Here is a 21361-nt window from a genome sequence, read left to right on the forward strand (position 1 = left end):
ACGGCCCAATTCCAAACGGACGTGCGGTATCGTCATGCCGAATGACTGAAGATGGTTTTCTCTTCCATCACAAGTTCTGTTTTCCTGGCACCTGTCTGTATTCAATCCGTTAATGTCAGGTAGACAACCCGGCCTTTTCGCGTCTATGAACCATAGTATGGGGATCGTGAAAACATGCATAACGTCTTGGTATTGAATGGCCCTAACCTCAATCTGCTTGGTACACGGCAGCCCGAGGTTTACGGCGACACAACATTGCACATGATCGAGGACCGCTGCGTTCAGCATGGGGCGTCCATAGGGCTGGATGTAACGCATCTGCAATCCAATCACGAAGGTGTGCTGCTTGACGCCATTCATGCGGCCCGTGGTGTGCAAAGCGGGCTGGTACTGAACGCAGGGGCGTTCACGCATACGTCGATTGCCCTCATGGATGCCATTGCATCAGTAGAGTTACCGGTTGTCGAAGTGCATCTTTCCAACATTCATGCCCGAGAAGCCTTCCGGCACAGGTCCTACGTAGCCCCTGTCGCATTGGGTCAGATCTGTGGCTTCGGTGCCCAAAGCTATATCCTCGCGCTGGACGCGCTCGCGGCTCATCTGAAAGCGGGCAACACGACATGAAGCTCAAGGAATATCTTCGGTTTGTCAGCTACACCAAAACCCTGGAAGACCTTTGGGATGCTCATTGCCGCAAAATGGCCGAGTTCGGATTTACCCGCCTGATCTATGGGTACACGCAATACCGGACAGAGACGTCTCTGGGTGATCCGGAAGATTTCGTAATCCTGACGAACCACAAACGGGCTTATGTGGACGGATTCCTCAAGGATGGTCTGTATTTTCACGCTCCGATGTTGAAGTGGGCATTGGACAACGAAGGCGCCGCCAGCTGGAAAATGTTGCAGGAGATGAACTCGGGCGGAACGATGACCGCCAAGGAGCGCGAAGTTTTCGAGTTCAACAAATCCATGGGCGTGGTTTCCGGCTATACCGTCAGCTTCAACTCGGTTTCCATGCGCTCGAAAGGGGCGATTTCTCTGTCGGCCGCCAATGGGCTCAGCCAGGAAGATGTGGATGCGGTCTGGGAAGAGCACGGCGACGACATTTTGCTCATGAACAATGTCGTCCACCTGAAAATCCTGACATTGCCGTTCCATCCGCCGAACCGGGCACTGACCAAACGTCAACGCGAAGCTCTGCAATGGGTTGGTGACGGGAAAACCACTCAGGATATCGCGCTGTTGATGGGACTGACATCGGCAACGGTAGAAAAGCACCTGCGACTCGCGCGCGAAGCTCTTTCGGTCGAAACGACGGCGCAAGCGGTTCTCAAGGCGTCACTGCACAACCAGATGTTCATTATGGAAGCATAACCGCAATATTTTGACGCTATCCCGCGTCAGTTTACCTTAGGTAAGGAAATCACTACTTTTCAAACCAATCCTAAAAGTTGCAAAGTGAGAGTGTTCCGTGAGTGGTGGCTTTAGCCAGGGAACATTGGATTGGATCTTTGCAATAACAAAGCTCTCCGATCAATCTGACAAGGGGGCGCCTATTTGTCCGCGTGCCGGTGTCGGAATTTTGGGGGGCCTCGACCATCCCCATCATGCGGGGCCCTCCAATTCTTCTCTACAGTGCTTTCAAGTCCGCCGGTGGCAGAAAAAAAGGGTTACGCGGCGCGCAACCCTTCAATTTTGTTGGGAAAGGCCGTTGCCGGCACTTTCCCTGTGCCCTTTTAGCCTTGCGCGGCTTTGGCGACTTCGGCGGCGAAATCTTCTTTTTCAACCACGATGCCTTCGCCAACTTCCAGACGGATGAAACCGGTGATGGTCGCGCCCGCTTCCTTGGCCGCTGCTTCGACGGTCAGGTCCGGGTTCACGACAAACTGCTGGTTCAGCAGAGTCGATTCCGCGACGAATTTCTTCATGCGGCCTTCGATCATCTTTTCGATCACCTGCTCCGGCTTGCCGGATTCGCGGGCGATGTCCATCTGGACCTGCTTTTCTTTCTCGACAACGGCCGGGTCCATGTCTGCTTCGGACAGGGCCGCCGGGTTCACGGCCGCGATGTGCATTGCAACCTGCTTGCCGATTGCCTCGTCGCCACCGGTCAAAGCAACCAGAACGCCGATTTTGCCCATGCCGTTGGTGGCCGCATTGTGGACGTAGGACACGACGGTGTCGCCCGACAGTTTCGCCATGCGACGCACCGACATGTTTTCACCAATCGTGGCGATCTTGTCGGTCAGGGTGTCGGCGACGGATTTGCCGCCCAGATCAGCTGCCAGCAGCTCTTCTACGTTGTCTACGCCTTCAGCCGCGTAAGCAATCTTGCCGACCATTTCCTGGAACTCGGCGTTTTTCGCGACGAAATCGGTTTCCGAGTTCACTTCAACAGCTACACCGTTGCCGCCATCGACGTGGACTGCAACCAGACCTTCTGCTGCGGTACGGCCCGATTTCTTGGCCGCCTTGGCCAGACCTTTGGTGCGCAGCCAGTCGACGGCCTCGTCCATGTTGCCGCCGGTTTCGGTCAGCGCTTTTTTTGCGTCCATCATGCCTGCGCCGGTCGAGTCGCGCAGTTCTTTAACCATTGCTGCTGTGATTGCCATCTTTTGGCTCTCCTCAATTCAAGCGGAATTGGGGCAGGTCTACCCTGCCCCATATGTCATTTACGTGACGGGCAGCTTACGCTTCGGCTTTGGCTTCCGGCGCGGCTTCTTCTGCAGGTGCTTCTTCAGCAACGGCTTCTTCAACCGGAGCTTCTTCGAACGCACCCAGATCAACACCAGCGGCACCCATCTGAGCGGTCATGCCGTCCAGAGCGGCACGTGCGGCCAGATCACAATACAGAGCAATGGCGCGGGCTGCGTCGTCGTTGCCGGGGATGATGTAGTCAACGCCATCGGGCGAGCAGTTGGTGTCGACAACAGCCACGACCGGGATACCCAGCTTGTTGGCTTCTGCGATGGCCAGTGCTTCTTTCTTGACGTCGATGACGAACAGCAGATCCGGAACGCCGCCCATCTCGCGGATACCGCCCAGCGAAGCTTGCAGCTTGGCCTGGTCACGCTCCATGCCCAGACGCTCTTTCTTGGTCAGGCCTTCGGCGCCCGATTCCATCGCTTCGTCGATCTGGTTCAGACGGTTGATCGACTGGGAAACGGTTTTCCAGTTGGTCAGGGTGCCGCCCAGCCAGCGGTGGTTCATGTAGTACTGAGCCGATTTTTCAGCCGCTTCTGCGATCGGGCCGGCAGCCTGACGCTTGGTGCCGACGAACAGAACGCGGCCACCTTTTGCGACGGTGTCACGAACGGCTTGCAGCGCCTGGTCCAGCATCGGAACAGTCTGGGTCAGGTCCATGATGTGGATGCCATTGCGCGAGCCGTAGATGAACGGGCCCATGCGGGGATTCCAACGCTGTGTCTGGTGACCGAAGTGCACGCCAGCTTCCAGCAGCTGACGCATGGTGAACTCGGGAAGAGCCATGCTGTGTTTTCCTTTTCCGGTTTACGCCTCGGCGGGGGTGAAAGAAGCGGATGCTCCAACCGGCGGGCCGGATAGGGATGTCTCCCCTACAAGGCCCAAACCCCACCTGCGGGTTTGAATGGCGCGCGTATACGGCAGGTTTGGACGCAGTGCAAGGGTCAATGCCCTTATTTTTCAAGCCGCGCCAATGCATGCGCGTGGCGCACCGCCGCTTCGCAATGGGCCGCCAGTTCCTTGCGATTGGCGAAGTCCCTGACCCGGGCCGGCGAATGATAGATCAGTTCAACGGATCCTTGTCTGCGCGCCCCCAAAGTCTTGAGCAGGTGCGGCGCGAAATCCATATCGCCCCACCAGCCATAGAACCGGTCGGGCTGACCTTTCGGCGCGTGGAAAATCACCGAGACCGGTTGCACATACATGAAATCCCGCAATTCATCCGCGAAGAAAGCGGCAAAGAGCGTTGTTTTGAATGGCAAAACACGCAATCCGTCGGTCGAGGTGCCCTCGGGGAAAAACAACAGTTTATGTCCGGCCTTCAGACGTTCTTCGAAGATCGCCGTCTGCTCGCGCGCCTTTTTGCGATCCCGCTCGATGAATACGGTTCCGGTGGCCCGTGCCAACCATCCGATACCCGGCCAGTTTGCGACTTCTGCCTTGGACACGAAGTAGACCCTTTTGCGGGCGTTCAGGGCAAAGATATCCAGCCAGGATGTGTGGTTGGCAACAACTGCGCCGTGTTCCTTCATCAACGCGCCCGAGCAGCGGAATCCGATTCCCAGGATTCGGAACGCGTTTCGGCACACGAACTGGCTGATGAACGGTGTGACAGGGCGTCGAACGCCACAAAGCGGCAGCTCGATCAGTCGAATGGCCAACAGAACAAGCAGCCCACCGAACACAAGGATGGCCAGGGGCAAGCCCCTCAGGATCACAAGAATCCAGCCGACAAAACCCAGTTCGATCGGATCCGGCACATCCTCACTGTTCCAAAGCGGATCATTCACCGGATCAAGCCCCGCCATAGATGCGCTTCTGCCGCTCGTTCATACGGGTCGTATCCAGGATCAGGCACACATCGGTGGTATTGAAGGTATGATCGATGAACGCCCCTTCACCCACAAAACCGCCAAGCCTCAGATAGGCTTTGATCAGGGCCGGAACCTGCACCATGGCGCGGCGGCGATCCAGCCCGTCCGGTGCGACAAGATCCATGGTCTGAAACACGCTCGGCTGAGCCCTCACCCGCAGGTCTGGCGGTGCCAGATGATTGTGATGCAGCATGGACAATGGCTGGGCCAGTTCCTGCACATCCGTGCCATGAAAACTGGCGACGCCGAACAGAACTTCGATCTGACGTTCGGCCACATACCGAGAGAGACCATTCCAGAGATGATACATGGCCGTACCGCCCCGGTAGTCCCTGTGCAGGCAGGACCGGCCCAGCTCCAGCAACTTGCGGCCACTTTGCTTGAGAACGCTCAGATCGTATTCGTCCTCGGAATAAAACTGCCCCAAGTCAGCGGCGCGATCCCCCGGTAACAGCCTGTAAACGCCGACAACTTCTCCGGTCGCGTCATCGATGGCCAGCATGTGATCGAAATAGGGATCAAACCGGTCCCGTTCCAGCCCGGTCACATGATCGATCAGCTCACCCCCGCCGCCGAGTTCACGCACAAACACGTCATAGCGCAACCGCTGCGCGGCGCGCAGTTCGTCCTGGGTTTCTGCCAATTTGATCGTGAACGAGGGGCCAGCGTCCGGCATGTCAGACTTATCGATCCTGTTTTATCAACGCGGCTGATACCCCAGTTCCTCAGGGGAAGGCAACAAGTGGGCATCTGGCCTTTTCTGTTAACTCTTCTTAAACCAGTTTCACGGATCAAAGACCGGCATCAGGGCGATGCGCGTTCCGTCGATTACCACTTTCCCCTGCTCGCGAAAGTTCACGGTGATCTTGCCTGCGATGTTGGACTGAACCTGTCCGACGCCCCATTCGGGGAAATCCGGGTGGCGAACAAACATGCCCGGTGCAAGAATAGCATTCATGTCTGTCATTTGGGGCTTCCGGTTCCTGCGGCAGATACCGCAGGAGGTACGCATGGGCAACACGAACGTCAACCTGGCTGAATTGATCGGCTCACGGATCTGCCACGATCTGATCAGCCCGATCGGTGCCATCACCAACGGGCTGGAGCTGTTGGACATGGTTGGTGCTGTCCAGGGCCCCGAGATGGAGTTGATCTCGGGCAGTGTCGGCAGTGCGGGCGCGCGTATCCGGTTTTTCCGGGTTGCCTTCGGATCAGCAGGAGAACAGCCGCTGGGCCGTGCCGAAGTGGCCGAACTGCTCAAGGACATCGAACGCACCGGACGGGTGCGGGTTATCTGGAATCTGAAGGAACCCGTGCCCCGGAATCAGGTCAAACTGGCCTTTTTGGCAATCATGTGTTTCGAAAGCGCCATGCCACTGGGCGGCACAGTCGAAATCACGACCCAGGATGGAAAATGGTCGGTCATCGGGACAGCGGACAAGCTGAACGTGGACACTGAACTGTGGAAACACGTTGCAACCGGCCGGTTTCCCAACAAGATTACACCCGCGCAGGTCCAGTTCGCTCTGCTGCCCGAAACGGCAAATGCGATGGGTCGGCGCGTTGCGGTGGAAACCGCCGCAACCCGCATAGCGCTGCGTTTTTAATCCCGAATCGTTCCGTTTCCGCGCACCAGATATTTGAAACTGGTCAACTGGGCGGCCCCCACCGGGCCGCGGGCATGCATTTTGCCCGTGGCGATACCGATCTCGGCGCCCATCCCGAACTCGCCACCATCGGCGAACTGAGTCGAAGCGTTGTGCATCAGGATCGCGCTATCGAGGCGCTCAAAGAAACGGGCTACGGCCGTGTCATCCTCGGTCATGATACAATCGGTATGGTTTGATCCGTATCGCTGGATATGCGCAATGGCAGCGTCGATATCAGCGACGGGCTTGGCCGCGATCACGCTGTCCAGAAACTCTTTTCCCCAATCCTCCGCCGTCGCGGAAACTGTGCCCTCGACCGCAAGTGTGCCTTCGGCGTGAACTTCGACCCCTGCTTTCAGCAGTGCGGCGATCACGTCACGCCCCAGCGTTTCGGCGATGTCCTGATGGATCAGCAGACATTCGGCAGCGCCGCAGATGCCGGTACGGCGCGTCTTGGCGTTCAGCACCACGTCCAGTGTTTTCTGCGGATCAGCACCCTTGTCGACATAGATGTGCACGATGCCTTCAAGATGCGCAAAGACAGGCACACGGGCCTCACGCTGGACCAGCCCGACCAACCCCTTGCCGCCGCGCGGAACGATGACGTCGACATAGTCGGTCAGGGTCAGCAATTCCTGAACCGCCGCGCGGTCACGTGTCGGCACCAGTTGAATCGCATCTTCCGGCAGATTGGCGGCCTTCAGCCCTTCAACCAGGCAGGCATGAATCGCGGTCGAAGAATGAAAACTCTCGGACCCTCCGCGCAGGATAACGGCATTTCCGGATTTCAGACACAGCGCGCCTGCGTCAGCGGTGACATTCGGGCGGCTTTCATAGATCACGCCGATCACACCCAGCGGGGTGCGTACGCGCTGAATATTCAATCCAGTCGGACGGTCCCATTCGGCCAGCACTTCGCCCACCGGATCGGTCTGATCAGCCACCGCCCGCAAACCATCGACCATGCCCTGAACACGCGCCTCATCCAGCATAAGGCGGTCCATCATCGCCGGGCTAAGGCCCTTCTCGCGGCCGAACTCCAGATCCTTCCGGTTGGCTTCGATGATCTGCGCCCGATTGGCCCAAACCGCGTCGGCTGCCGCAATCAGGGCGGCATGTTTGCGTTCAGAGCTTGCAAAAGCCAGATCGCGCGATGCCGCTTTGGCACGTTTTCCAAGATCAGCCATCAGAGCCGGAATGCTGTCGAAATCTTTCATGTCGCGTGCCTTTCAGGTCGTCTTTTTCAGTATCTACAGGGCCAGATCATCCCGGTGGATCAAGGCCGCACGGCCGGGATATCCAAGGGTCGCCTCGATCTCGGACGACTTGCGCCCCTTGATCGCGTCAGCCTCCTGCGCGGTGTAACGGCTGATTCCCTGCGCCAGCCGGCGAGCTTTGGGGTCAAGGATCGCGACGGGGTCGCCGCGCCCGAAATCGCCGGTCACTTCGACAATACCTGCGGGCAACAGGCTTTTGCCATTTGCCAGCGCGTTGGCAGCCCCTTCATCGATGGTGATTTCGCCACGCGGTTTCATTGCTGAAATCCAGCGTTTGCGCGCAGCATGCGGGTCCAGCGTTGCGGTAAACCACGTCGAATTCGCGCCATTTTCCAGCGTTTTCAGAGGGTTCAGAACCGATCCTTCCGTGATCGCCATCGCACAACCGCCCGCGGTGGCCATCTTGGCGGCCAGCAGCTTTGTCTTCATTCCGCCCTTAGACAGGCCAGAGCCCGCATCGCCCGCCATGGCTTCGATCTCGGGCGTGATCATGTCGATCGTTTCGAAACGCGTGGCCGAGGCGTCCTCGTTGGGGTTGCCCGAATAGAAGCCATCGACATCTGACAGCAGGATCAACTGATCCGCCCCGACCGTTACCGCGATTTGCGCGGCCAGACGATCGTTGTCGCCATACCGGATCTCATCCGTTGCCACGGTGTCGTTTTCGTTGACGATCGGTACGACACCCAAGCCCAGCAAAGTTTCCAGGGTCGCCCGTGAATTCAGATAGCGGCGACGATCCTCGCTGTCTTCCAATGTCACCAAAACCTGAGCCGTGGTAATCCCATGAGGCGTCAATGCCTCTTCATATGCACGCGCCAGACGAATTTGCCCGACGGCAGCGGCAGCTTGCGACTTTTCCAATGGCAATGTCGCCATGGACAGCCCCAAAACGCCGCGTCCCAGTGCAATAGATCCGGACGAGACAAGGATTACATCTGTCCCCTGCCCCTTGAGCCACGCGACATCCTGCGCCAACGAAAACAACCATTCATTGCGCAACTGGCCGGTTTCGCGATCAACCAGCAAAGCTGACCCGATTTTGACAACCAATCGGCGCGCAGAAGTCAGGGTTGCCAAGGCTGCGCCTCCTCAGCGGGTTTCTGACGAACACGATTGTCATCGATCTGGCCGCGCAACGCGCGCAGAACCTCGGTTACACCTTGATGAGCAACGCCGGACATCGTCATCACGGGGCCGCCAACGGCCTCTTCCAGTTCGGCTTTGGCCAGATCACGTTCTTCATCATCCAACGCATCAACCTTGTTCAGAACGGTGATCCGGGGTTTCTGGGCCAGTTCGCCGCCATAGGCCTCAAGCTCGTGAATAATCGTGCGGTAGTCATCGGCAACCGTTTCCGAGGTACCATCGACAAGATGCAGCAGCACGGCGCAGCGCTCGACATGACCAAGGAAGCGATCTCCGATCCCGCGCCCTTCATGGGCGCCTTCGATCAGGCCGGGGATGTCGGCCACCACGAATTCCACGTTGTCGACCCCCACGACACCCAGATTGGGGTGCAGCGTGGTAAACGGATAATCCGCGATCTTGGGCCGCGCGTTTGACGTGGCTGCAAGAAAGGTCGATTTGCCTGCATTCGGCATGCCCAGCAGTCCTACATCGGCAATCAGTTTCAGACGCAGCCAGATCGTACGGTCAATGCCTGCCTGCCCCGGATTTGCACGCCGGGGGGCCTGGTTGGTGGCCGATTTGAAGTGCAGGTTGCCGAAACCGCCATTGCCGCCCTTGGCCAGCAGAACACGCTGGCCCACTTCGGTCAGATCGCAGATGACGGTTTCCTCGTCTTCGTCCAGAATCTCGGTGCCGACGGGCACGCGCAGGACAATGTCATCACCGTCCTTGCCGGTACGTTGCTGCCCCCTGCCCGGCTGGCCGTTCTTGGCGAAGAAATGCTGTTGATAGCGGAAGTCGATCAGGGTGTTCAGCCCGTCCACGACCTCGACCCAGACGGAACCGCCCTTACCGCCGTCCCCGCCATCAGGGCCGCCGTATTCGATGTACTTTTCGCGTCGGAAGCTGACGCAGCCGCTACCGCCGGCCCCGGACCGGATGTAGACCTTTGCAAGATCGAGAAATTTCATGGTCTGTCCCCTACTGCAAAGGCCCCATCGGCCACAAGTCAGAGTTTTTTGCTGTACGTCCAGGTGGGCACATTCGCATCACGCGCCACCGAATAGCTTTCTGCATCGCCAAGATACTGGAACCCGCAATGAGTCAGGACCCGGGCCGAGGCCGGATTGTCCTGAAACACACTGGCAAACATCGTCGCGTTTTTCAGCGGGTTGGCATTTACCAGTGCTTCGACAGCCATAGAGGCAATGCCGGTATTCCAATAGATCGGCGCAACCCAATAGCCGACTTCGGACTGATTCCGATCCAGCCGTTTCAGCGTGATCAGACCAATCAGTTCCGGACCGCCGTCCTTGGTGGCATCCATGACCCAGACGTCCTCGTCCCGGTCCTCGGCCATCGAGCGCGTCACAAAGGCCTCGGTCGAGCCGGGGGCCAAAGGATGTGCGATACTGGTTGTCATACGTGCCACACGCTCATCACCGGCATAGTGCTCGATCAGCCCCATATCCGACCGACGCAGAGGACGCAGATCGAACCGCTCGGTTTCTATGACCGGCTGATTTATTATTGTTTCAAGTTTCATGGGTGTGTTCCTCCTCCGAACAACACGAAAAGTACGGACGCAACCGTAAGGCCTGCCAATGTCCACATCAGATATTTTTCAACGGGTCGTCCTTCAACCGCGTGGGCAATTCTATCGCCCGCAAAAGTCCAGATCGGATGAAGGATCACCTGGCAAAACAACAAACACAGAGCAATCGTAACCGTCGCTTCGAAACTGGGGGTGCCCGCAGCCACGAACCCGGTGAACCCGGCAATGATCATGGCCCAGGCCTTGGGGTTGAGCGGATGAACAATCAGCCCGGCCAGAAAGCCGGGCGCGTTCCCCTCAGCCTGCTGTCGCGACAACCGCGTGTTGGCAATCTTCCACGCCAGCCAAAAAATATAGGCCGCTGACGCGTATTTAAGCACCGTAAACACCGCGGGTGCCTGATCCGCGAGATGCAGCAACCCAAAACCGACCGGCCAAATGATCAGCTGCTTCCCAAGGATAACACCCCCGACAAAAGGCAACGCGGCGCGAAAGCCAAAACGCGCACCAGTACCCAGCAGGACCATGTTGGCCGGTCCCGGCGTGCCGACCTGGCTGGCGGCAAAAATCAGGAAACTGGTGGTTGCGACTGTCATCGGTTTGGTTGATCACGACTGCGTTAAAACGAAAAAGGGACCGGCACTTTGTGCCGGTCCCCCATGAATTTTTCTTAAACCTTCTGGGTTTCGGCTTACTCTGCGGCCTCCGCCACTGGCAGGACCGAAATGAAGGTGCGGTTCTTCAGTCCCTTGTGGAACTTCACGGCGCCATCGGTGGTTGCAAAGATGGTGTGATCCTTGCCCATACCGACGCCTTCGCCCGGCCAGAACTTGGTGCCGCGCTGACGCACGATGATGTTGCCTGCGATGGCGGCCTGACCACCATACAGTTTCACGCCAAGGCGACGACCCGCTGAGTCGCGGCCGTTACGGGAGGAACCGCCAGCTTTTTTATGTGCCATTCTCTCTCTCCTTAGCCTTTGGCCAGCTCTTTGGCCTGCTCAACCCATTCGGGTTTCACTTTGACCGTTTCGATAGCAGCAATCTGCTCGTCCGACAAGGCGGCCAGAGCGGCAAAGCTCTCGATTCCGGCTTCGGCAAGCTTCTTGGCAGCGGCAGGGCCGACGCCGTTCAGCTTGGTCAGATCGTTCGCAGCAGCAGCGGCAGGTGCCTCTGCCTTGGCTTCGGCTTTCTTGGCGGGCTTTGCAGCAGGTGCCGCTTCGCCAGCCGGAGCCGAACCGGTTGCAGCCTTGATGCCCGACTTGTCAGCGCCCGACGACAGGATGTCGGTGATCTTGACCAGTGTCAGCTTCTGACGGTGGCCAACGGTACGCTTCGAGCTGTGCTTACGACGACGCTTGACGAACTTGATGACCTTGTCACCTTTGATCTGTTCGATCACTTCGGCCTGAACGCCTGCGCCTTCGATGAACGGTGCGCCAACGACCGGAGCGTCGCCACCCAGCATCAGAACATCGTTGAATTGAACTTTTTCACCTGCGTCGGCAGCCAGCTTTTCAACGCGGAGGATATCACCCGCCTGAACCTTGTACTGCTTGCCGCCAGTCTTGAGGACCGCAAACATGCGTCTTTCCTTTGTCTAACCGCGTTCTGTGGTCCCCTTACGGGAGTTTCCGGCTCCAAGACACTTGAAAGCCACCTCGAACAGCGCGCCCTTTTCGGGCTGTGTGAATGACCATCAGGACATCCCAAGGGTCAAATAATAACGATACCCGGCGCGGAATACCGGCCGGGATGCGCGCTTATCCATGGATCGCCGGGAAAAGTCAACACCAAAGCGTCGTCAGAGATCAGACGCCCTGAGTGTCTGTGCGATCGCCCGCCCCAAACGGAAAGATATATCGTTGAACATGCGGTCAAAGCCGTCGAACAGCGCCTCATTCAGGGCGCGCCCGGTTTCGGTTCTGGAAAACGCGATATTCTCGCGCATCTGGGTCTCGTCCAGAGGCCGATAGGCCATCAGAAGAAAAGAATAAAGCCACGCCTCGGTTTCAGCTGCGCGGCTCTCTTTCTGTGACAGAAGTTCGGCCAGCAATTCATGATCGTCGCCTTGCGCGTCGATATCAAGACCCTGAAAGAAGCTGTAATCTGAACTCAGCGACCCCTGAACGTTCTTTTCGACAAGGTCATTGGCCTGGATGTACTCATCGACCAACTCGAACCGAGTCGAGTCGCGTTCAACGGACTCATAGGATTCACGGGCCATGTCCTCGATGGCCTGGTCCGACATCGCCTGCCGGGCCGAGTTTTCCAGCGACACGATCGTCTGACCAAGATCGCTTTCGAAAAACAGGATCGCCTGATCAAGCTGCGCAACTGAAAGACCTGCCTCAAAGGCATCCGTCAGGAATTGCTGCATCCAGACCGGGTCGTAGATATCTTTGACCTGCGCTTCAAAATACGCGCCGCCGGTATTGTCCAACAGCGTTTCGTCAAGTTCCTCGCGGTGCCCCTGCCCTTCCTGTACGAGAATTTCCATCACATGCGAAAGGTGCATGGCCTGCGCCAGCCGGTCGACCCTTTGATCGGCCAGCAATTGTGCGCCCCACAGAACAAACGCAATCGTCAGAAAAACGCGGTGCATCAAATATCCTGTGCGGGATGCAGCTCGGCCATTCGGGCCGCAAGAACTTCGAACCGCATGGCCATGATCTCGTATTGGATCGCGTTCAGCAATTCATACACTTCCTGCATCAGGGGTTGCTCCAGCGCCTCGACATACGAGTCGACATCCGCATCGGAAAAGTCCTGATAGGTATAAGCTGCGCCCGCAAGGCTGGACAGTTGCAGCGACTGGCGCATACCGGCTTCGTTCCGCTTCATCAGCGCACGCAATTCATCGGCATCCAGTTGCAGTTCGATGACACCTGATGCGCTGGCTGCCAGAAGAAAACGCACCTGAATTTCTTGCAGGGCCCGCACCGCGGTACCGGTCGAATCGATCGCGTTGTTCATGCGCTTGAAACTTTCGACCCGTTGCGATCCGTCCTTGATCAGGTCTGAAATGATTTTTTGACCTTCCAACTGCTTGGCTTCATCGTCCTCAAGCATATGCGAGGCGTTTTCGGCCTCGACCAGGCGCTGACCCAGGTCGGATGCATAAAAGTCTACCGCGTGCGTCAGCGCCTCATCACTCAGGGTTTGTTCCAGGATGGAAACCGCAGTCTCGTGCATGGCGCCAACATCAAAAACTTCGTCCGCCAGGCGGGCCCAGTCCGAGCCAAATCCCTCAGGGTCGATCCCCAGCATCTGAGGGGCGGACCTCGAGCTCAGCGCGATGCTTTCCAGGGCGACGTCAAACCCGGTTGTGGTCAGAAAGGCCTCTATCCGATCGCGGCTGGCGGCGGAAAGTTCCAAAGGGATCAGAACAAGCGCAAAGAGCGGGGCCAGAAACCAAAAGGCAGAGCGGCGTAGAAACTGTGTCATACCTATCAGACTAGGAGTTTTGCGCTGGCAGGCAACGGAAAAACCCCGGTTTCGCAAAATCCCGAATTTTCTGCTTGCACCCCTGCCCGTTCCTCACTAAATCCCCCCCTCACAGACCCCCGCGGAGAGGTGCCGGAGTGGTCGAACGGGGCGGTCTCGAAAACCGTTGTGGGTGCAAGCCCACCCAGGGTTCGAATCCCTGTCTCTCCGCCACTATCCCAATGCTGGCTCAATGCTGCCTTTTGGGTTCACGATAAACGCCTGAAAATTGGTTGCGCCTGCGGTCCTTTCCCGGCGGATCGCTGCCAAAACAGGGCGCGTCACCTTTGTGCAGGCGTGTTCTTGCCGCGTTTCCAGGGGCAATGAGCATAGCCCGGCTTATACTCTATTCTGCTGAGAATTATTGGGAATTCCCCTTTGTACCTGAGTTATTTTTGGCGCATCCCGGCGACACATTTTCCAAAGGAGACACACATGTCGCGTACTCTCATTCTTGCCATCGTCATCGCCGCAATTGGCGCTGGCGGGTATTTCTATCTGAATCAACCCGAACCCACACCCGCTGAGCGTTTGGAAACGGCGGCAGAAGACGCCGCCGAAGCGGTGACAGACGCGGCTTCATCCGCACAGGACGCTGCCTCTGACGCTGTTGATGCCGCGACCGAACAAGCCGCCGAAGCAGCTTCGTCGTTGGCGGATCAGGCAAGCGAAGCGGCGTCATCGGTTGCGGATCAGGCCGCTGACACCGCCCAGGAGGCCAGCGATCAGGTGGCCGCGCTGGCCGGTCAGGGGCAGGAGTTGCTGAACTCATGGATTCAGGAAGGCAAGCTGGACCCGACCAACTTCGACTATGATGGGATTATGGCATCCCTTCAGGACAGCACTCTGGCCACCGATCTGAAGGATCAGGCGATCAAGATTGTGAATGATATCAAGGACTCGCCTGAAACGATTGTTCAGAAAATTCAGGAACTGACCAACCTGCTGACCCAACAGTAGAGTTTTGAAGGCCGATCCACGGGTCGGCCTTTCCCAAGGGCGCATCTGCGCTGCCCCTACGTTAGGGCGTCGTTGAATTGACCTCCTTCGCGGCTTTTGATTGGCTGTGCCTGACAAACAGCCCGCACCTTGCCCGTACTATCGGGGGCTTTCCAGATATGGTGCGCGCTGTGCTTTAGCCATTTCAAGGATGACCCGATGACCGACCTGCCCCAGACAATGTTCGCCGCAATCCTGAAACATGACGGATATTCCGGCACGGCCACCGGACCGGCCATTGAAAACGCCGCCGACTGGTTGGAAGAAGCCGAGGTTCCCACGCCGGAACCCGGCCCGGGTCAGGTGCTGATCCGGTTGCGCGCGGCTTCGGTCAATCCGTCAGATCTGCATTTCATCAAGGGTGAATACGGGGAGCCGAGGGTCAAGGGATCCCCCGCCGGCTTTGAAGGATGCGGAGACGTCGTGGCCGCCGGCAAGGGCGCCGAAGCCCTGCAAGGGCAACGCGTCGCGTTTGTTGCTGCCGGATCGGGGGCCTGGGCGGAATATGTCGTTACGCAGATGCAGATGTGCATCCCGCTGCGCCCTGATATCTCGGACGATGATGGGGCTGCTCAAATCGTCAATCCAATGACGGCGATGGCCATGGTGGATATGGCCAAGGCCGACGGCGATGCCTTTGTCGTATCAGCCGCGACCAGCCAATTGGGCAAGCTGATGTGCAGCCTTGGCCGCGACCTGGGGTTGAAGCCGATCGCCTTGGTGCGCCGGGCCGAGACGACAGGGATGTTGAAAGACCTTGGCGCGGCCGAAGTGCTGGTGACAACCGATGAAGACGTTGTCGCCAAGTTTGCGGATCTGAGCGCGCAGCTGAAACCGCGCGTGTTTCTGGATGCCGTGACGGACCAGTTGTCTGAACAACTGTTCTGCGCCATGCCCAACCGGGCGCGCTGGATCAGTTATGGCAAGCTGTCTACCGAGGCGCCGACGCTGACGCAGACCGGTCAACTGATCTTCATGAGCAAGCGGATCGAAGGCTTCTGGCTGACAAACTGGATGATGTCGACCCCGCCCGCTGATCAGATGCGCGTCGTGGCCGAGGTTCAGGCCCGGTTTGCCGACGGGCGCTGGAAAACGGATGTTTCGGAACATCTTAGGCTGAAAAATCTTGTGCCAAATCTGGCGGATGCGCTGAAAAAGAGTGACGGCAAGGTGATTATCACGCCATAGTAGAACAAACCCGCGTCACCGCAGTATACGCGCGGGCAGAACGCGACACCGGCAAACCGGTCGAGGGAGGACAGTTTGGATAACGCACAGCTGCTGATCAGCGGACTGGCAAACGGGTGTGTCTATGGCCTGATCGCGCTTGGCTTTGTTCTGATCTACAAGGCGACCGAAGCGGTAAATTTCGCGCAGGGCGATTTCATGATGCTGGGGGCCTTTGTCACCATCGGCCTGACCAATACCGAGTACATGGGTCTGCCGTTCTGGCTGGCCCTGCCGATATCACTGGGGATCATGGGGGCATTGGGATATCTTCTGGATCGCCTGATCATCCGTCGCCTGTTTGGCGAAAGTCAGACAGCCGTTGTTATCCTGACCATCGCCCTGGGCTTTGTGATCCGTTTCGTGGCCGGATTGATCTGGGGGCACGAACCGCAAACACTGCAAAACCCGCTGGCGGGGAAAGATCTGCGCTTTGGCGGCCTTGTGCTGGGGCTGGAGGATGTCGCCGTGATCGTCGTGACCATCCTGCTGACATGGGGCCTTTACGTCTTTTTCAAACGCTCCAAACTTGGGCTGGCGATGCAGGGGGCGTCGCAGAACCAGCTGGCAGCGTATTACATGGGCGTACCTGTCAAGCGGGTTCAGGGGTTCATCTGGGCGCTGGCCGGTGTCGTTGCGGGGATTGCGGGCATTCTGTTCGCCGCCAAGGGCGCGGTGGATCCGACAACCGGATTGCTGGGCATCAAGGCATTTGCCGCCGCCGTTATCGGAGGTTTCGGAAGCCTGCCCGGTGCGTTGGCCGGTGGACTTATCGTCGGCGTGATCGAACCTTTTGCCAGCCGCTATATCGCGGCGGGTTACAGCCAGATCGCGCCATACGCCCTGCTGCTTGCCGTGCTGATCTTTCGCCCCAACGGGTTGTTCAGTCAGGTTCGGGTCAAAAAGGTCTGAGCCATGCGGATCGTCTTCAAAACCGACTACATGCAGGATATCCGCCCGTGGAAAGACCGCTATCAGCTTGTCCTGTATCTGATCCTTCTGACGGTTGTTGCCGTAGCCCCCTGGTGGCTTGACGAGTTCTATCTGGGTGAACTGACCAACGTCCTGATCTGGGCCATTGCCGGGTTGGGCCTGATGATCCTGACCGGGCATACAGGGCAAGTCAGTCTGGGCCACGCGGCCTTTCTGGCCTTTGGCTGCTATGCCAACGTCGCCCTGATAGAAGCCGGGGTGCCCTTTCTGGTTGCTTTCCCGCTGGCGGGCATTCTGACCGGGATAGCGGGCGTGACGGTCGCGATCCCTGCCCTGCGCCTGCATGGCATCTATCTGGCCATCTTCACCATGGCGCTTTCGATCCTGATGGACGACATCATCGTTCTGTCCGAACCCATCACCGGCGGTGTTGCGGGCAAGTATGTCGGCGGGGTCGAAATCTTCGGCCATCTGGTAGACCGCTGGGGAACGCCCGATCAGTTCTTCTGGCTGGTCCTGACCGTCGCCGTTCTGGTCACACTGGGATATATTAACCTGCTGCGCGCGCCTTTGGGCCGCAGCTTCATCGCTGTGCGCGACTCTGAGGTTTCGGCCCAGGCGATGGGAATCGATATCGCGCGGACAAAGATGATCTCTTTCGCCTTGTCCTGCGCGGTGACGGGATGGGCCGGGGCACTGATGGGGTTGTTCGCCGGAGCGTTCAACAACGAAACCTTCAGTGTTCTGATCTCGATCCAATTGTTGATGATGATCGTGATCGGTGGGCTTGGGTCGATCCACGGCGCGTTTCTGGGCGCGATCGTGATCGGGTTCCTGCCGCAGTTTCTGTCTATCTCAAAAGAATATGCCGGCGCTCTGTTCGGTGGCAGTACGGTGGCCATTCCGGGATTGGAGTTCGGCATCTTCGGCATGATCCTGATTGCCTTCATCCTGTTCGAACCCATGGGCATCTATGGCCGCTGGCTGAAAATCCGCACCTGGTTCGAGCTGTTCCCCTTCTATCGAAAGGACATGTTTAAACGGCAGAAGTCTTATCTCAAGACGGAGCGTCTGAGATGAGCTTGCTGGAGTTCGAAAATGTCACCCTCAAGTTCGGCGGCCTGACGGCGGTGGATGACCTGTCATTCGATGTTCGGGAAGGTGAGGTTTTCGCCATCGTCGGTCCAAACGGTGCGGGCAAGTCCACTGTTTTCAACCTGATTTCCCGGTTCTACGATCCCGTTGACGGGGCGATCCGGTTTGACGGGCATGATCTGCTTCAGGTCAAATCGTCCGGCGTCGCCGCCTATGGCGTGGCGCGGACCTTTCAGAATATCGAACTGTTCGAACACGCCACCGTTCTGCAAAACCTGCTGGTCGGGCGGCACCGCCACCGCAGGACAAACCTGATTTCCGAGATTCTGTTCACCCCGTCCGCAAAGCAACAGGAACTGGAAAACCGCGAGAAAGTGGAACGGATCATCGATTTTCTCGACCTGCAAGCCTATCGCGACAAGATGATATCCGGGCTGCCCTACGGCGTACGCAAAGTGGTTGAAGTTGCTCGCGCTTTGGCAACCGACCCCAAATTGCTGCTACTGGATGAGCCGGCCTCGGGGTTGTCCGTCGAAGAGACAACGGACATGCGTTGGTGGATCGATGATATCCGACGGCAGATGGGCATCACCGTTTTGATGGTAGAACATGACATGGGCCTGGTCTCGGGCGTGTCAGACCGGGTTCTGGCCATGGCAGATGGTGCCAAACTGGCGCTTGGAACCCCGGCCGAAGTTCAATCGCACCCGGCGGTGATTGAAGCTTATCTGGGGAAAGCCTCATGAGCGCGCCAATCCTGAAAATCCGAAATGTCGAAAGCTTCTACGGCCCGATAATGGCCATTCGTGGCGTTTCTCTGGATGTTCACGAAGGTGCGATTGTCTCGATTCTTGGCGCAAACGGTGCCGGCAAGACGACGTTGATGAAAACCGTCTCGGGTGTGATGGACCCGGAAAAAGGCACGATCACCTTTGATGGAGACGACATTCAGGGGGCCGAGCCGCATACCGTCGTCCAGCGCGGGATCGTGCATGTACCCGAAGGGCGCGAGGTGTTTCCCCTGCTCACCGTCGATGAAAACCTGAGCCTCGGCGCGTATACGCGATCGGACAAGGCGCTGATCGACCAGGATCGCGAGCTGGTTTTCAGTTACTTTCCCGTTCTGAAAGATCGCCGCACGCAAGAGGCCGGCACCCTGTCAGGTGGGCAGCAACAGATGCTGGCAATCGGACGTGGGCTGATGGCCCGCCCCCGCATCATGCTGCTGGATGAACCGTCATTGGGTCTGTCACCGCTTTTGGTGCAGGAAATATTCGCCATTCTGAAACGTCTGAACGAAGAACAGCATATGACAATGCTGCTGGTCGAACAGAACGCCAATGCTGCATTGGAACTGGCGCATCATGGTTACGTGATGGAGGTTGGGCGCATCGTCATGGACGGCGCTGCGGATGAGTTGCTGAAGTCCGAGGACATCCAGAACTTCTATCTAGGCGTGCGGGAAGAAGGCGCGCGCGAAAACCGCCGTTGGAAGCGCAAGAAGACGTGGAGGTAAGCAAGATGGATGCGACGCCCCTCGCCCCGCAGATCAGGATCAACGGCATTGAGCTTAATGCAACCCCCGGACAACGCCCGTTGCGCGTGGATGGGTGCACCACCATCAGTGCGCTGTTTCAAAGCCGTTGTGCGGAAATGGGGGATCGAACGGCCCATCGTGAAAAGGACTTGGGCATCTGGAAGTCATATTCCTGGGCCGACTACTGGCAGCACGCCAAGTGGATCGGGCTTGCCCTGCGAAAGCTGGGTTTGAAGCGCGGAGACGTTGTTTCGATCCTGTCCGAGGACCGCAAGGAATGGATGTGGTTCGACATGGGCATTCAGTGCGTCGGGGGCATTTCTTCTGGCGTCTACACCACGGATTCCGCCAATCAGTTGCAATATCTGGTCAACGACAGTGGCAGCAAGTTCCTGATCGTCGAGGACGAAGAACATCTGGACAAGTTTCTGGACGTCGAAAGCGAGGTTCCGGATCTGGTCAAGGTGATCATTCTGGAGGGCGAGGGCTTGCATGACCTGACCCATCCACGCTGCATGATGATCGGCGACCTTTACGCTTTGGGCCAGCGGGCCGAACAGGAAGATCCGGGGCGGTTCGAAGCCGAAATCGCACAGGCCAAACCTCAGGACACAGCTTTGCTCGTTTACACATCCGGCACCACCGGCCAACCCAAGGGTGCGATGTTGAGCCATGAAAACATCCTGGCCGGCATTGAGGCCGGTGCCTGGTCATTGCCAACACAGGCCAGTGACGAACAGCTGTGTTTTCTACCGCTCTGCCATATTCTGGAACGCGACGTGTCTGTCTATTACCCTCTGGCCGCCCGCTGCACCGTGAATTTCGCGGAAAGCCCCGAGACGGTGTTTGCAAATCTGCAAGAGGTCTCGCCTTCGACCTTCACGGCTGTGCCGAGAGTTTGGGAAAAGATCCATGCGCAGGTGCAAATCCTGGCGCAGGATGCAACGGCGCTGGGTCGAATGGCATACGGTCTTGCCCTGAAGGCCGGCGCGCGCCGGGCCGATTACGTGAGTTCGGGAAAACCCGTTCCCGCCGCCATCGCGGCCCGGTTCTGGTTCTGGGATCAGTTGGTTCTGAAGAATTTGCGCCGGATGCTGGGTTTGGACAAGCTGCGCCGGGGTGGCACGGGTGCCGCGCCTATCTCGGCGGATTTGTTGAAATGGTACTGGGCCATCGGAGTGCCGATCGTCGAGGGCTTCGGCATGACCGAAACGTCCGGCCTTGCCACACTCAACACCGTGGAAAGCAACAAGATAGGAACCATCGGCAAGGTCGTCCCGGGGTGCGATATCCGTATCTCGGACGAAGGTGAAATTCAGCTCAAGGGCATGAACATCTTTCAGGGCTATTGGCGCAACAACGCCAAGACGGCGGAAAGCTTTACCGCCGACGGCTGGCTGCGCACCGGCGATATGGGGCATATCGACGAGGACGGTTTTGTCACCATCACCGGCAGGTTGAAAGACATCATCATCACCGCCGGCGGCAAGAACATCACCCCGGCCGAAATCGAAAGCCGGCTGAAGTTCAGCCATTACATCTCGGACGCGGTGATCATCGGTGATCGGCGCAAATACCTCACGGCGCTGATCATGATCGATCAGGAAAATGTCGAGAAATATGCGCAGGACCAGAAAATCCCATTCTCGAACTTTGCTTCGCTCTGCGCCGCGGCCGAGGTGCGCGAACTGATCGGTGCCGAAGTGGCCGCGGTGAACAAGGAATTCGCACGGGTCGAACAGATCAAGGATTTTCGCCTGATCGACGTTCTGCTGACCGCCGAGGATGACGAGCTTACCGCCACGATGAAGCTGAAACGCGGCCTGGTCGAAAAGAAACACGGACATCTGATTGAAGACATGTACACTTAGCCAAAGAATTTTCGGGAGGAGAA

The 21361-nt window shown here is 57.9% G+C and carries 24 protein-coding genes and 1 tRNA gene; 11 read left to right on the forward strand and 14 right to left on the reverse strand.

Annotation, left to right across the window (positions count from 1 at the left end):
• The first annotated feature begins 174 nt into the window (after positions 1–174).
• Complete coding sequence (gene aroQ / locus AC2FFD_RS16285; RefSeq protein WP_170344299.1) at positions 175–624, forward strand: type II 3-dehydroquinate dehydratase; 450 nt, start codon at positions 175–177, stop codon at positions 622–624.
• Positions 621–1376, forward strand: coding sequence for an autoinducer binding domain-containing protein (locus AC2FFD_RS16290; RefSeq protein WP_170344301.1), 756 nt, complete (start codon positions 621–623; stop codon positions 1374–1376). Before aroQ ends, AC2FFD_RS16290 begins: the two co-directional genes overlap by 4 nt.
• 362 nt (positions 1377–1738) lie before the next feature.
• Here AC2FFD_RS16290 and tsf read toward each other — a convergent pair whose 3' ends face one another.
• From tsf to AC2FFD_RS16315, 5 genes are all read right to left on the reverse strand, one after another.
• Positions 1739–2614, reverse strand: coding sequence for a translation elongation factor Ts (gene tsf / locus AC2FFD_RS16295; protein WP_152457972.1), 876 nt, complete (start codon positions 2612–2614; stop codon positions 1739–1741).
• Positions 2615–2690: 76 nt separating this feature from the next.
• On the reverse strand, positions 2691–3491 hold the full coding sequence (gene rpsB / locus AC2FFD_RS16300; RefSeq protein WP_496873563.1) for a 30S ribosomal protein S2: 801 nt from the start codon (positions 3489–3491) through the stop codon (positions 2691–2693).
• A 167-nt stretch (positions 3492–3658) separates the two neighbouring features.
• Positions 3659–4513: a lyso-ornithine lipid O-acyltransferase gene (gene olsA / locus AC2FFD_RS16305; RefSeq protein ID WP_496873564.1), complete on the reverse strand. Its 855-nt coding sequence runs from the start codon at positions 4511–4513 to the stop codon at positions 3659–3661.
• Entirely contained in the window at positions 4500–5255 is a 756-nt protein-coding gene (olsB, locus tag AC2FFD_RS16310; RefSeq protein WP_170344307.1) for an L-ornithine N(alpha)-acyltransferase, read from the reverse strand. Before olsB ends, olsA begins: the two co-directional genes overlap by 14 nt.
• 108 nt (positions 5256–5363) lie before the next feature.
• Entirely contained in the window at positions 5364–5546 is a 183-nt protein-coding gene (locus AC2FFD_RS16315; protein ID WP_050602459.1) for a DUF3553 domain-containing protein, read from the reverse strand.
• Positions 5547–5589: 43 nt separating this feature from the next.
• Here AC2FFD_RS16315 and AC2FFD_RS16320 point away from each other — a divergent pair, with 43 nt between their 5' ends.
• Positions 5590–6186 (forward strand): histidine phosphotransferase family protein, encoded by a 597-nt coding sequence (locus AC2FFD_RS16320; protein WP_496873565.1) that lies wholly within the window; start codon positions 5590–5592, stop codon positions 6184–6186.
• On the opposite strand, the gene AC2FFD_RS16325 is transcribed toward AC2FFD_RS16320, so the two are convergent.
• The 9 genes from AC2FFD_RS16325 to AC2FFD_RS16365 all read right to left on the reverse strand — a co-directional run bounded on the left by AC2FFD_RS16325 (position 6183) and on the right by AC2FFD_RS16365 (position 13637).
• Positions 6183–7445 carry a glutamate-5-semialdehyde dehydrogenase gene (locus AC2FFD_RS16325; RefSeq protein WP_170344310.1) on the reverse strand — a complete coding sequence of 421 codons (1263 nt, stop codon included), beginning with the start codon at positions 7443–7445 and terminating at the stop codon, positions 6183–6185. The two genes, AC2FFD_RS16320 and AC2FFD_RS16325, sit on opposite strands and share 4 nt — an antisense overlap.
• A gap of 33 nt (positions 7446–7478) precedes the next feature.
• Complete coding sequence (proB, locus tag AC2FFD_RS16330) at positions 7479–8585, reverse strand: glutamate 5-kinase (protein WP_170344311.1); 1107 nt, start codon at positions 8583–8585, stop codon at positions 7479–7481.
• On the reverse strand, positions 8573–9607 hold the full coding sequence (gene obgE, locus AC2FFD_RS16335; protein WP_170344313.1) for a GTPase ObgE: 1035 nt from the start codon (positions 9605–9607) through the stop codon (positions 8573–8575). The genes proB and obgE overlap by 13 nt, the downstream gene beginning before the upstream one ends.
• Before the next feature lie 38 nt (positions 9608–9645).
• Positions 9646–10182, reverse strand: a complete 537-nt coding sequence (locus tag AC2FFD_RS16340) for a GNAT family N-acetyltransferase (protein WP_152457964.1) — start codon at positions 10180–10182, stop codon at positions 9646–9648.
• On the reverse strand, positions 10179–10787 hold the full coding sequence (locus AC2FFD_RS16345) for a LysE family translocator (protein ID WP_152457963.1): 609 nt from the start codon (positions 10785–10787) through the stop codon (positions 10179–10181). Before AC2FFD_RS16345 ends, AC2FFD_RS16340 begins: the two co-directional genes overlap by 4 nt.
• Before the next feature lie 95 nt (positions 10788–10882).
• The gene (gene rpmA / locus AC2FFD_RS16350) at positions 10883–11152 is read right to left on the reverse strand and encodes a 50S ribosomal protein L27 (RefSeq protein WP_039535512.1); all 270 of its coding nucleotides are present in this window, start codon (positions 11150–11152) and stop codon (positions 10883–10885) included.
• Between the two features lie 11 nt (positions 11153–11163).
• Positions 11164–11775, reverse strand: coding sequence for a 50S ribosomal protein L21 (locus tag AC2FFD_RS16355; RefSeq protein WP_496873566.1), 612 nt, complete (start codon positions 11773–11775; stop codon positions 11164–11166).
• A 219-nt stretch (positions 11776–11994) separates the two neighbouring features.
• The gene (locus tag AC2FFD_RS16360) at positions 11995–12795 is read right to left on the reverse strand and encodes a DUF2059 domain-containing protein (protein ID WP_496873567.1); all 801 of its coding nucleotides are present in this window, start codon (positions 12793–12795) and stop codon (positions 11995–11997) included.
• Positions 12795–13637 carry a DUF2059 domain-containing protein gene (locus AC2FFD_RS16365; protein ID WP_496873568.1) on the reverse strand — a complete coding sequence of 281 codons (843 nt, stop codon included), beginning with the start codon at positions 13635–13637 and terminating at the stop codon, positions 12795–12797. The genes AC2FFD_RS16360 and AC2FFD_RS16365 overlap by 1 nt, the downstream gene beginning before the upstream one ends.
• Positions 13638–13760: 123 nt before the next feature.
• Here AC2FFD_RS16365 and AC2FFD_RS16370 point away from each other — a divergent pair.
• The 8 genes from AC2FFD_RS16370 to AC2FFD_RS16405 all read left to right on the forward strand — a co-directional run bounded on the left by AC2FFD_RS16370 (position 13761) and on the right by AC2FFD_RS16405 (position 21338).
• A tRNA-Ser gene (locus tag AC2FFD_RS16370) sits at positions 13761–13850 on the forward strand.
• A 261-nt stretch (positions 13851–14111) separates the two neighbouring features.
• On the forward strand, positions 14112–14636 hold the full coding sequence (locus tag AC2FFD_RS16375) for a hypothetical protein (RefSeq protein WP_496873569.1): 525 nt from the start codon (positions 14112–14114) through the stop codon (positions 14634–14636).
• 198 nt (positions 14637–14834) lie between these two features.
• A complete protein-coding gene (locus AC2FFD_RS16380; RefSeq protein ID WP_496873570.1) occupies positions 14835–15863 on the forward strand; it encodes an alcohol dehydrogenase catalytic domain-containing protein in 1029 nt (342 codons plus the stop codon).
• 75 nt (positions 15864–15938) lie between these two features.
• Positions 15939–16814 (forward strand): branched-chain amino acid ABC transporter permease, encoded by an 876-nt coding sequence (locus AC2FFD_RS16385; RefSeq protein WP_170344324.1) that lies wholly within the window; start codon positions 15939–15941, stop codon positions 16812–16814.
• A 3-nt stretch (positions 16815–16817) separates the two neighbouring features.
• Entirely contained in the window at positions 16818–17915 is a 1098-nt protein-coding gene (locus AC2FFD_RS16390; RefSeq protein WP_496873571.1) for a branched-chain amino acid ABC transporter permease, read from the forward strand.
• Positions 17912–18676 carry an ABC transporter ATP-binding protein gene (locus AC2FFD_RS16395; RefSeq protein ID WP_496873572.1) on the forward strand — a complete coding sequence of 255 codons (765 nt, stop codon included), beginning with the start codon at positions 17912–17914 and terminating at the stop codon, positions 18674–18676. Before AC2FFD_RS16390 ends, AC2FFD_RS16395 begins: the two co-directional genes overlap by 4 nt.
• On the forward strand, positions 18673–19446 hold the full coding sequence (locus AC2FFD_RS16400; protein WP_480487537.1) for an ABC transporter ATP-binding protein: 774 nt from the start codon (positions 18673–18675) through the stop codon (positions 19444–19446). The genes AC2FFD_RS16395 and AC2FFD_RS16400 overlap by 4 nt, the downstream gene beginning before the upstream one ends.
• Before the next feature lie 5 nt (positions 19447–19451).
• A complete protein-coding gene (locus AC2FFD_RS16405; protein ID WP_496873573.1) occupies positions 19452–21338 on the forward strand; it encodes an AMP-dependent synthetase/ligase in 1887 nt (628 codons plus the stop codon).
• Positions 21339–21361 lie beyond the last annotated feature (23 nt).

The sequence above is a fragment of the Ruegeria sp. YTSC002 genome, assembly GCF_059609845.1.

Bases quoted from the DNA above. Each gene is read 5' to 3' on its own strand.
- rpmA (WP_039535512.1), bottom strand. From the start codon at position 11,152: ATGGCACATAAAAAAGCTGGCGGTTCCTCCCGTAACGGCCGCGACTCA.
- olsA (WP_496873564.1), bottom strand. From the start codon at position 4,513: ATGGCGGGGCTTGATCCGGTGAATGATCCGCTTTGGAACAGTGAGGAT.
- AC2FFD_RS16380 (WP_496873570.1), top strand. From the start codon at position 14,835: ATGACCGACCTGCCCCAGACAATGTTCGCCGCAATCCTGAAACATGAC.
- AC2FFD_RS16320 (WP_496873565.1), top strand. From the start codon at position 5,590: ATGGGCAACACGAACGTCAACCTGGCTGAATTGATCGGCTCACGGATC.
- AC2FFD_RS16290 (WP_170344301.1), top strand. From the start codon at position 621: ATGAAGCTCAAGGAATATCTTCGGTTTGTCAGCTACACCAAAACCCTG.
- AC2FFD_RS16345 (WP_152457963.1), bottom strand. From the start codon at position 10,787: ATGACAGTCGCAACCACCAGTTTCCTGATTTTTGCCGCCAGCCAGGTC.
- rpsB (WP_496873563.1), bottom strand. From the start codon at position 3,491: ATGGCTCTTCCCGAGTTCACCATGCGTCAGCTGCTGGAAGCTGGCGTG.
- AC2FFD_RS16360 (WP_496873567.1), bottom strand. From the start codon at position 12,795: ATGCACCGCGTTTTTCTGACGATTGCGTTTGTTCTGTGGGGCGCACAA.
- AC2FFD_RS16390 (WP_496873571.1), top strand. From the start codon at position 16,818: ATGCGGATCGTCTTCAAAACCGACTACATGCAGGATATCCGCCCGTGG.
- AC2FFD_RS16395 (WP_496873572.1), top strand. From the start codon at position 17,912: ATGAGCTTGCTGGAGTTCGAAAATGTCACCCTCAAGTTCGGCGGCCTG.
- AC2FFD_RS16340 (WP_152457964.1), bottom strand. From the start codon at position 10,182: ATGAAACTTGAAACAATAATAAATCAGCCGGTCATAGAAACCGAGCGG.
- AC2FFD_RS16325 (WP_170344310.1), bottom strand. From the start codon at position 7,445: ATGAAAGATTTCGACAGCATTCCGGCTCTGATGGCTGATCTTGGAAAA.
- tsf (WP_152457972.1), bottom strand. From the start codon at position 2,614: ATGGCAATCACAGCAGCAATGGTTAAAGAACTGCGCGACTCGACCGGC.
- AC2FFD_RS16400 (WP_480487537.1), top strand. From the start codon at position 18,673: ATGAGCGCGCCAATCCTGAAAATCCGAAATGTCGAAAGCTTCTACGGC.
- AC2FFD_RS16405 (WP_496873573.1), top strand. From the start codon at position 19,452: ATGGATGCGACGCCCCTCGCCCCGCAGATCAGGATCAACGGCATTGAG.
- olsB (WP_170344307.1), bottom strand. From the start codon at position 5,255: ATGCCGGACGCTGGCCCCTCGTTCACGATCAAATTGGCAGAAACCCAG.
- AC2FFD_RS16315 (WP_050602459.1), bottom strand. From the start codon at position 5,546: ATGACAGACATGAATGCTATTCTTGCACCGGGCATGTTTGTTCGCCAC.
- AC2FFD_RS16365 (WP_496873568.1), bottom strand. From the start codon at position 13,637: ATGACACAGTTTCTACGCCGCTCTGCCTTTTGGTTTCTGGCCCCGCTC.
- aroQ (WP_170344299.1), top strand. From the start codon at position 175: ATGCATAACGTCTTGGTATTGAATGGCCCTAACCTCAATCTGCTTGGT.
- AC2FFD_RS16375 (WP_496873569.1), top strand. From the start codon at position 14,112: ATGTCGCGTACTCTCATTCTTGCCATCGTCATCGCCGCAATTGGCGCT.
- obgE (WP_170344313.1), bottom strand. From the start codon at position 9,607: ATGAAATTTCTCGATCTTGCAAAGGTCTACATCCGGTCCGGGGCCGGC.
- AC2FFD_RS16355 (WP_496873566.1), bottom strand. From the start codon at position 11,775: ATGTTTGCGGTCCTCAAGACTGGCGGCAAGCAGTACAAGGTTCAGGCG.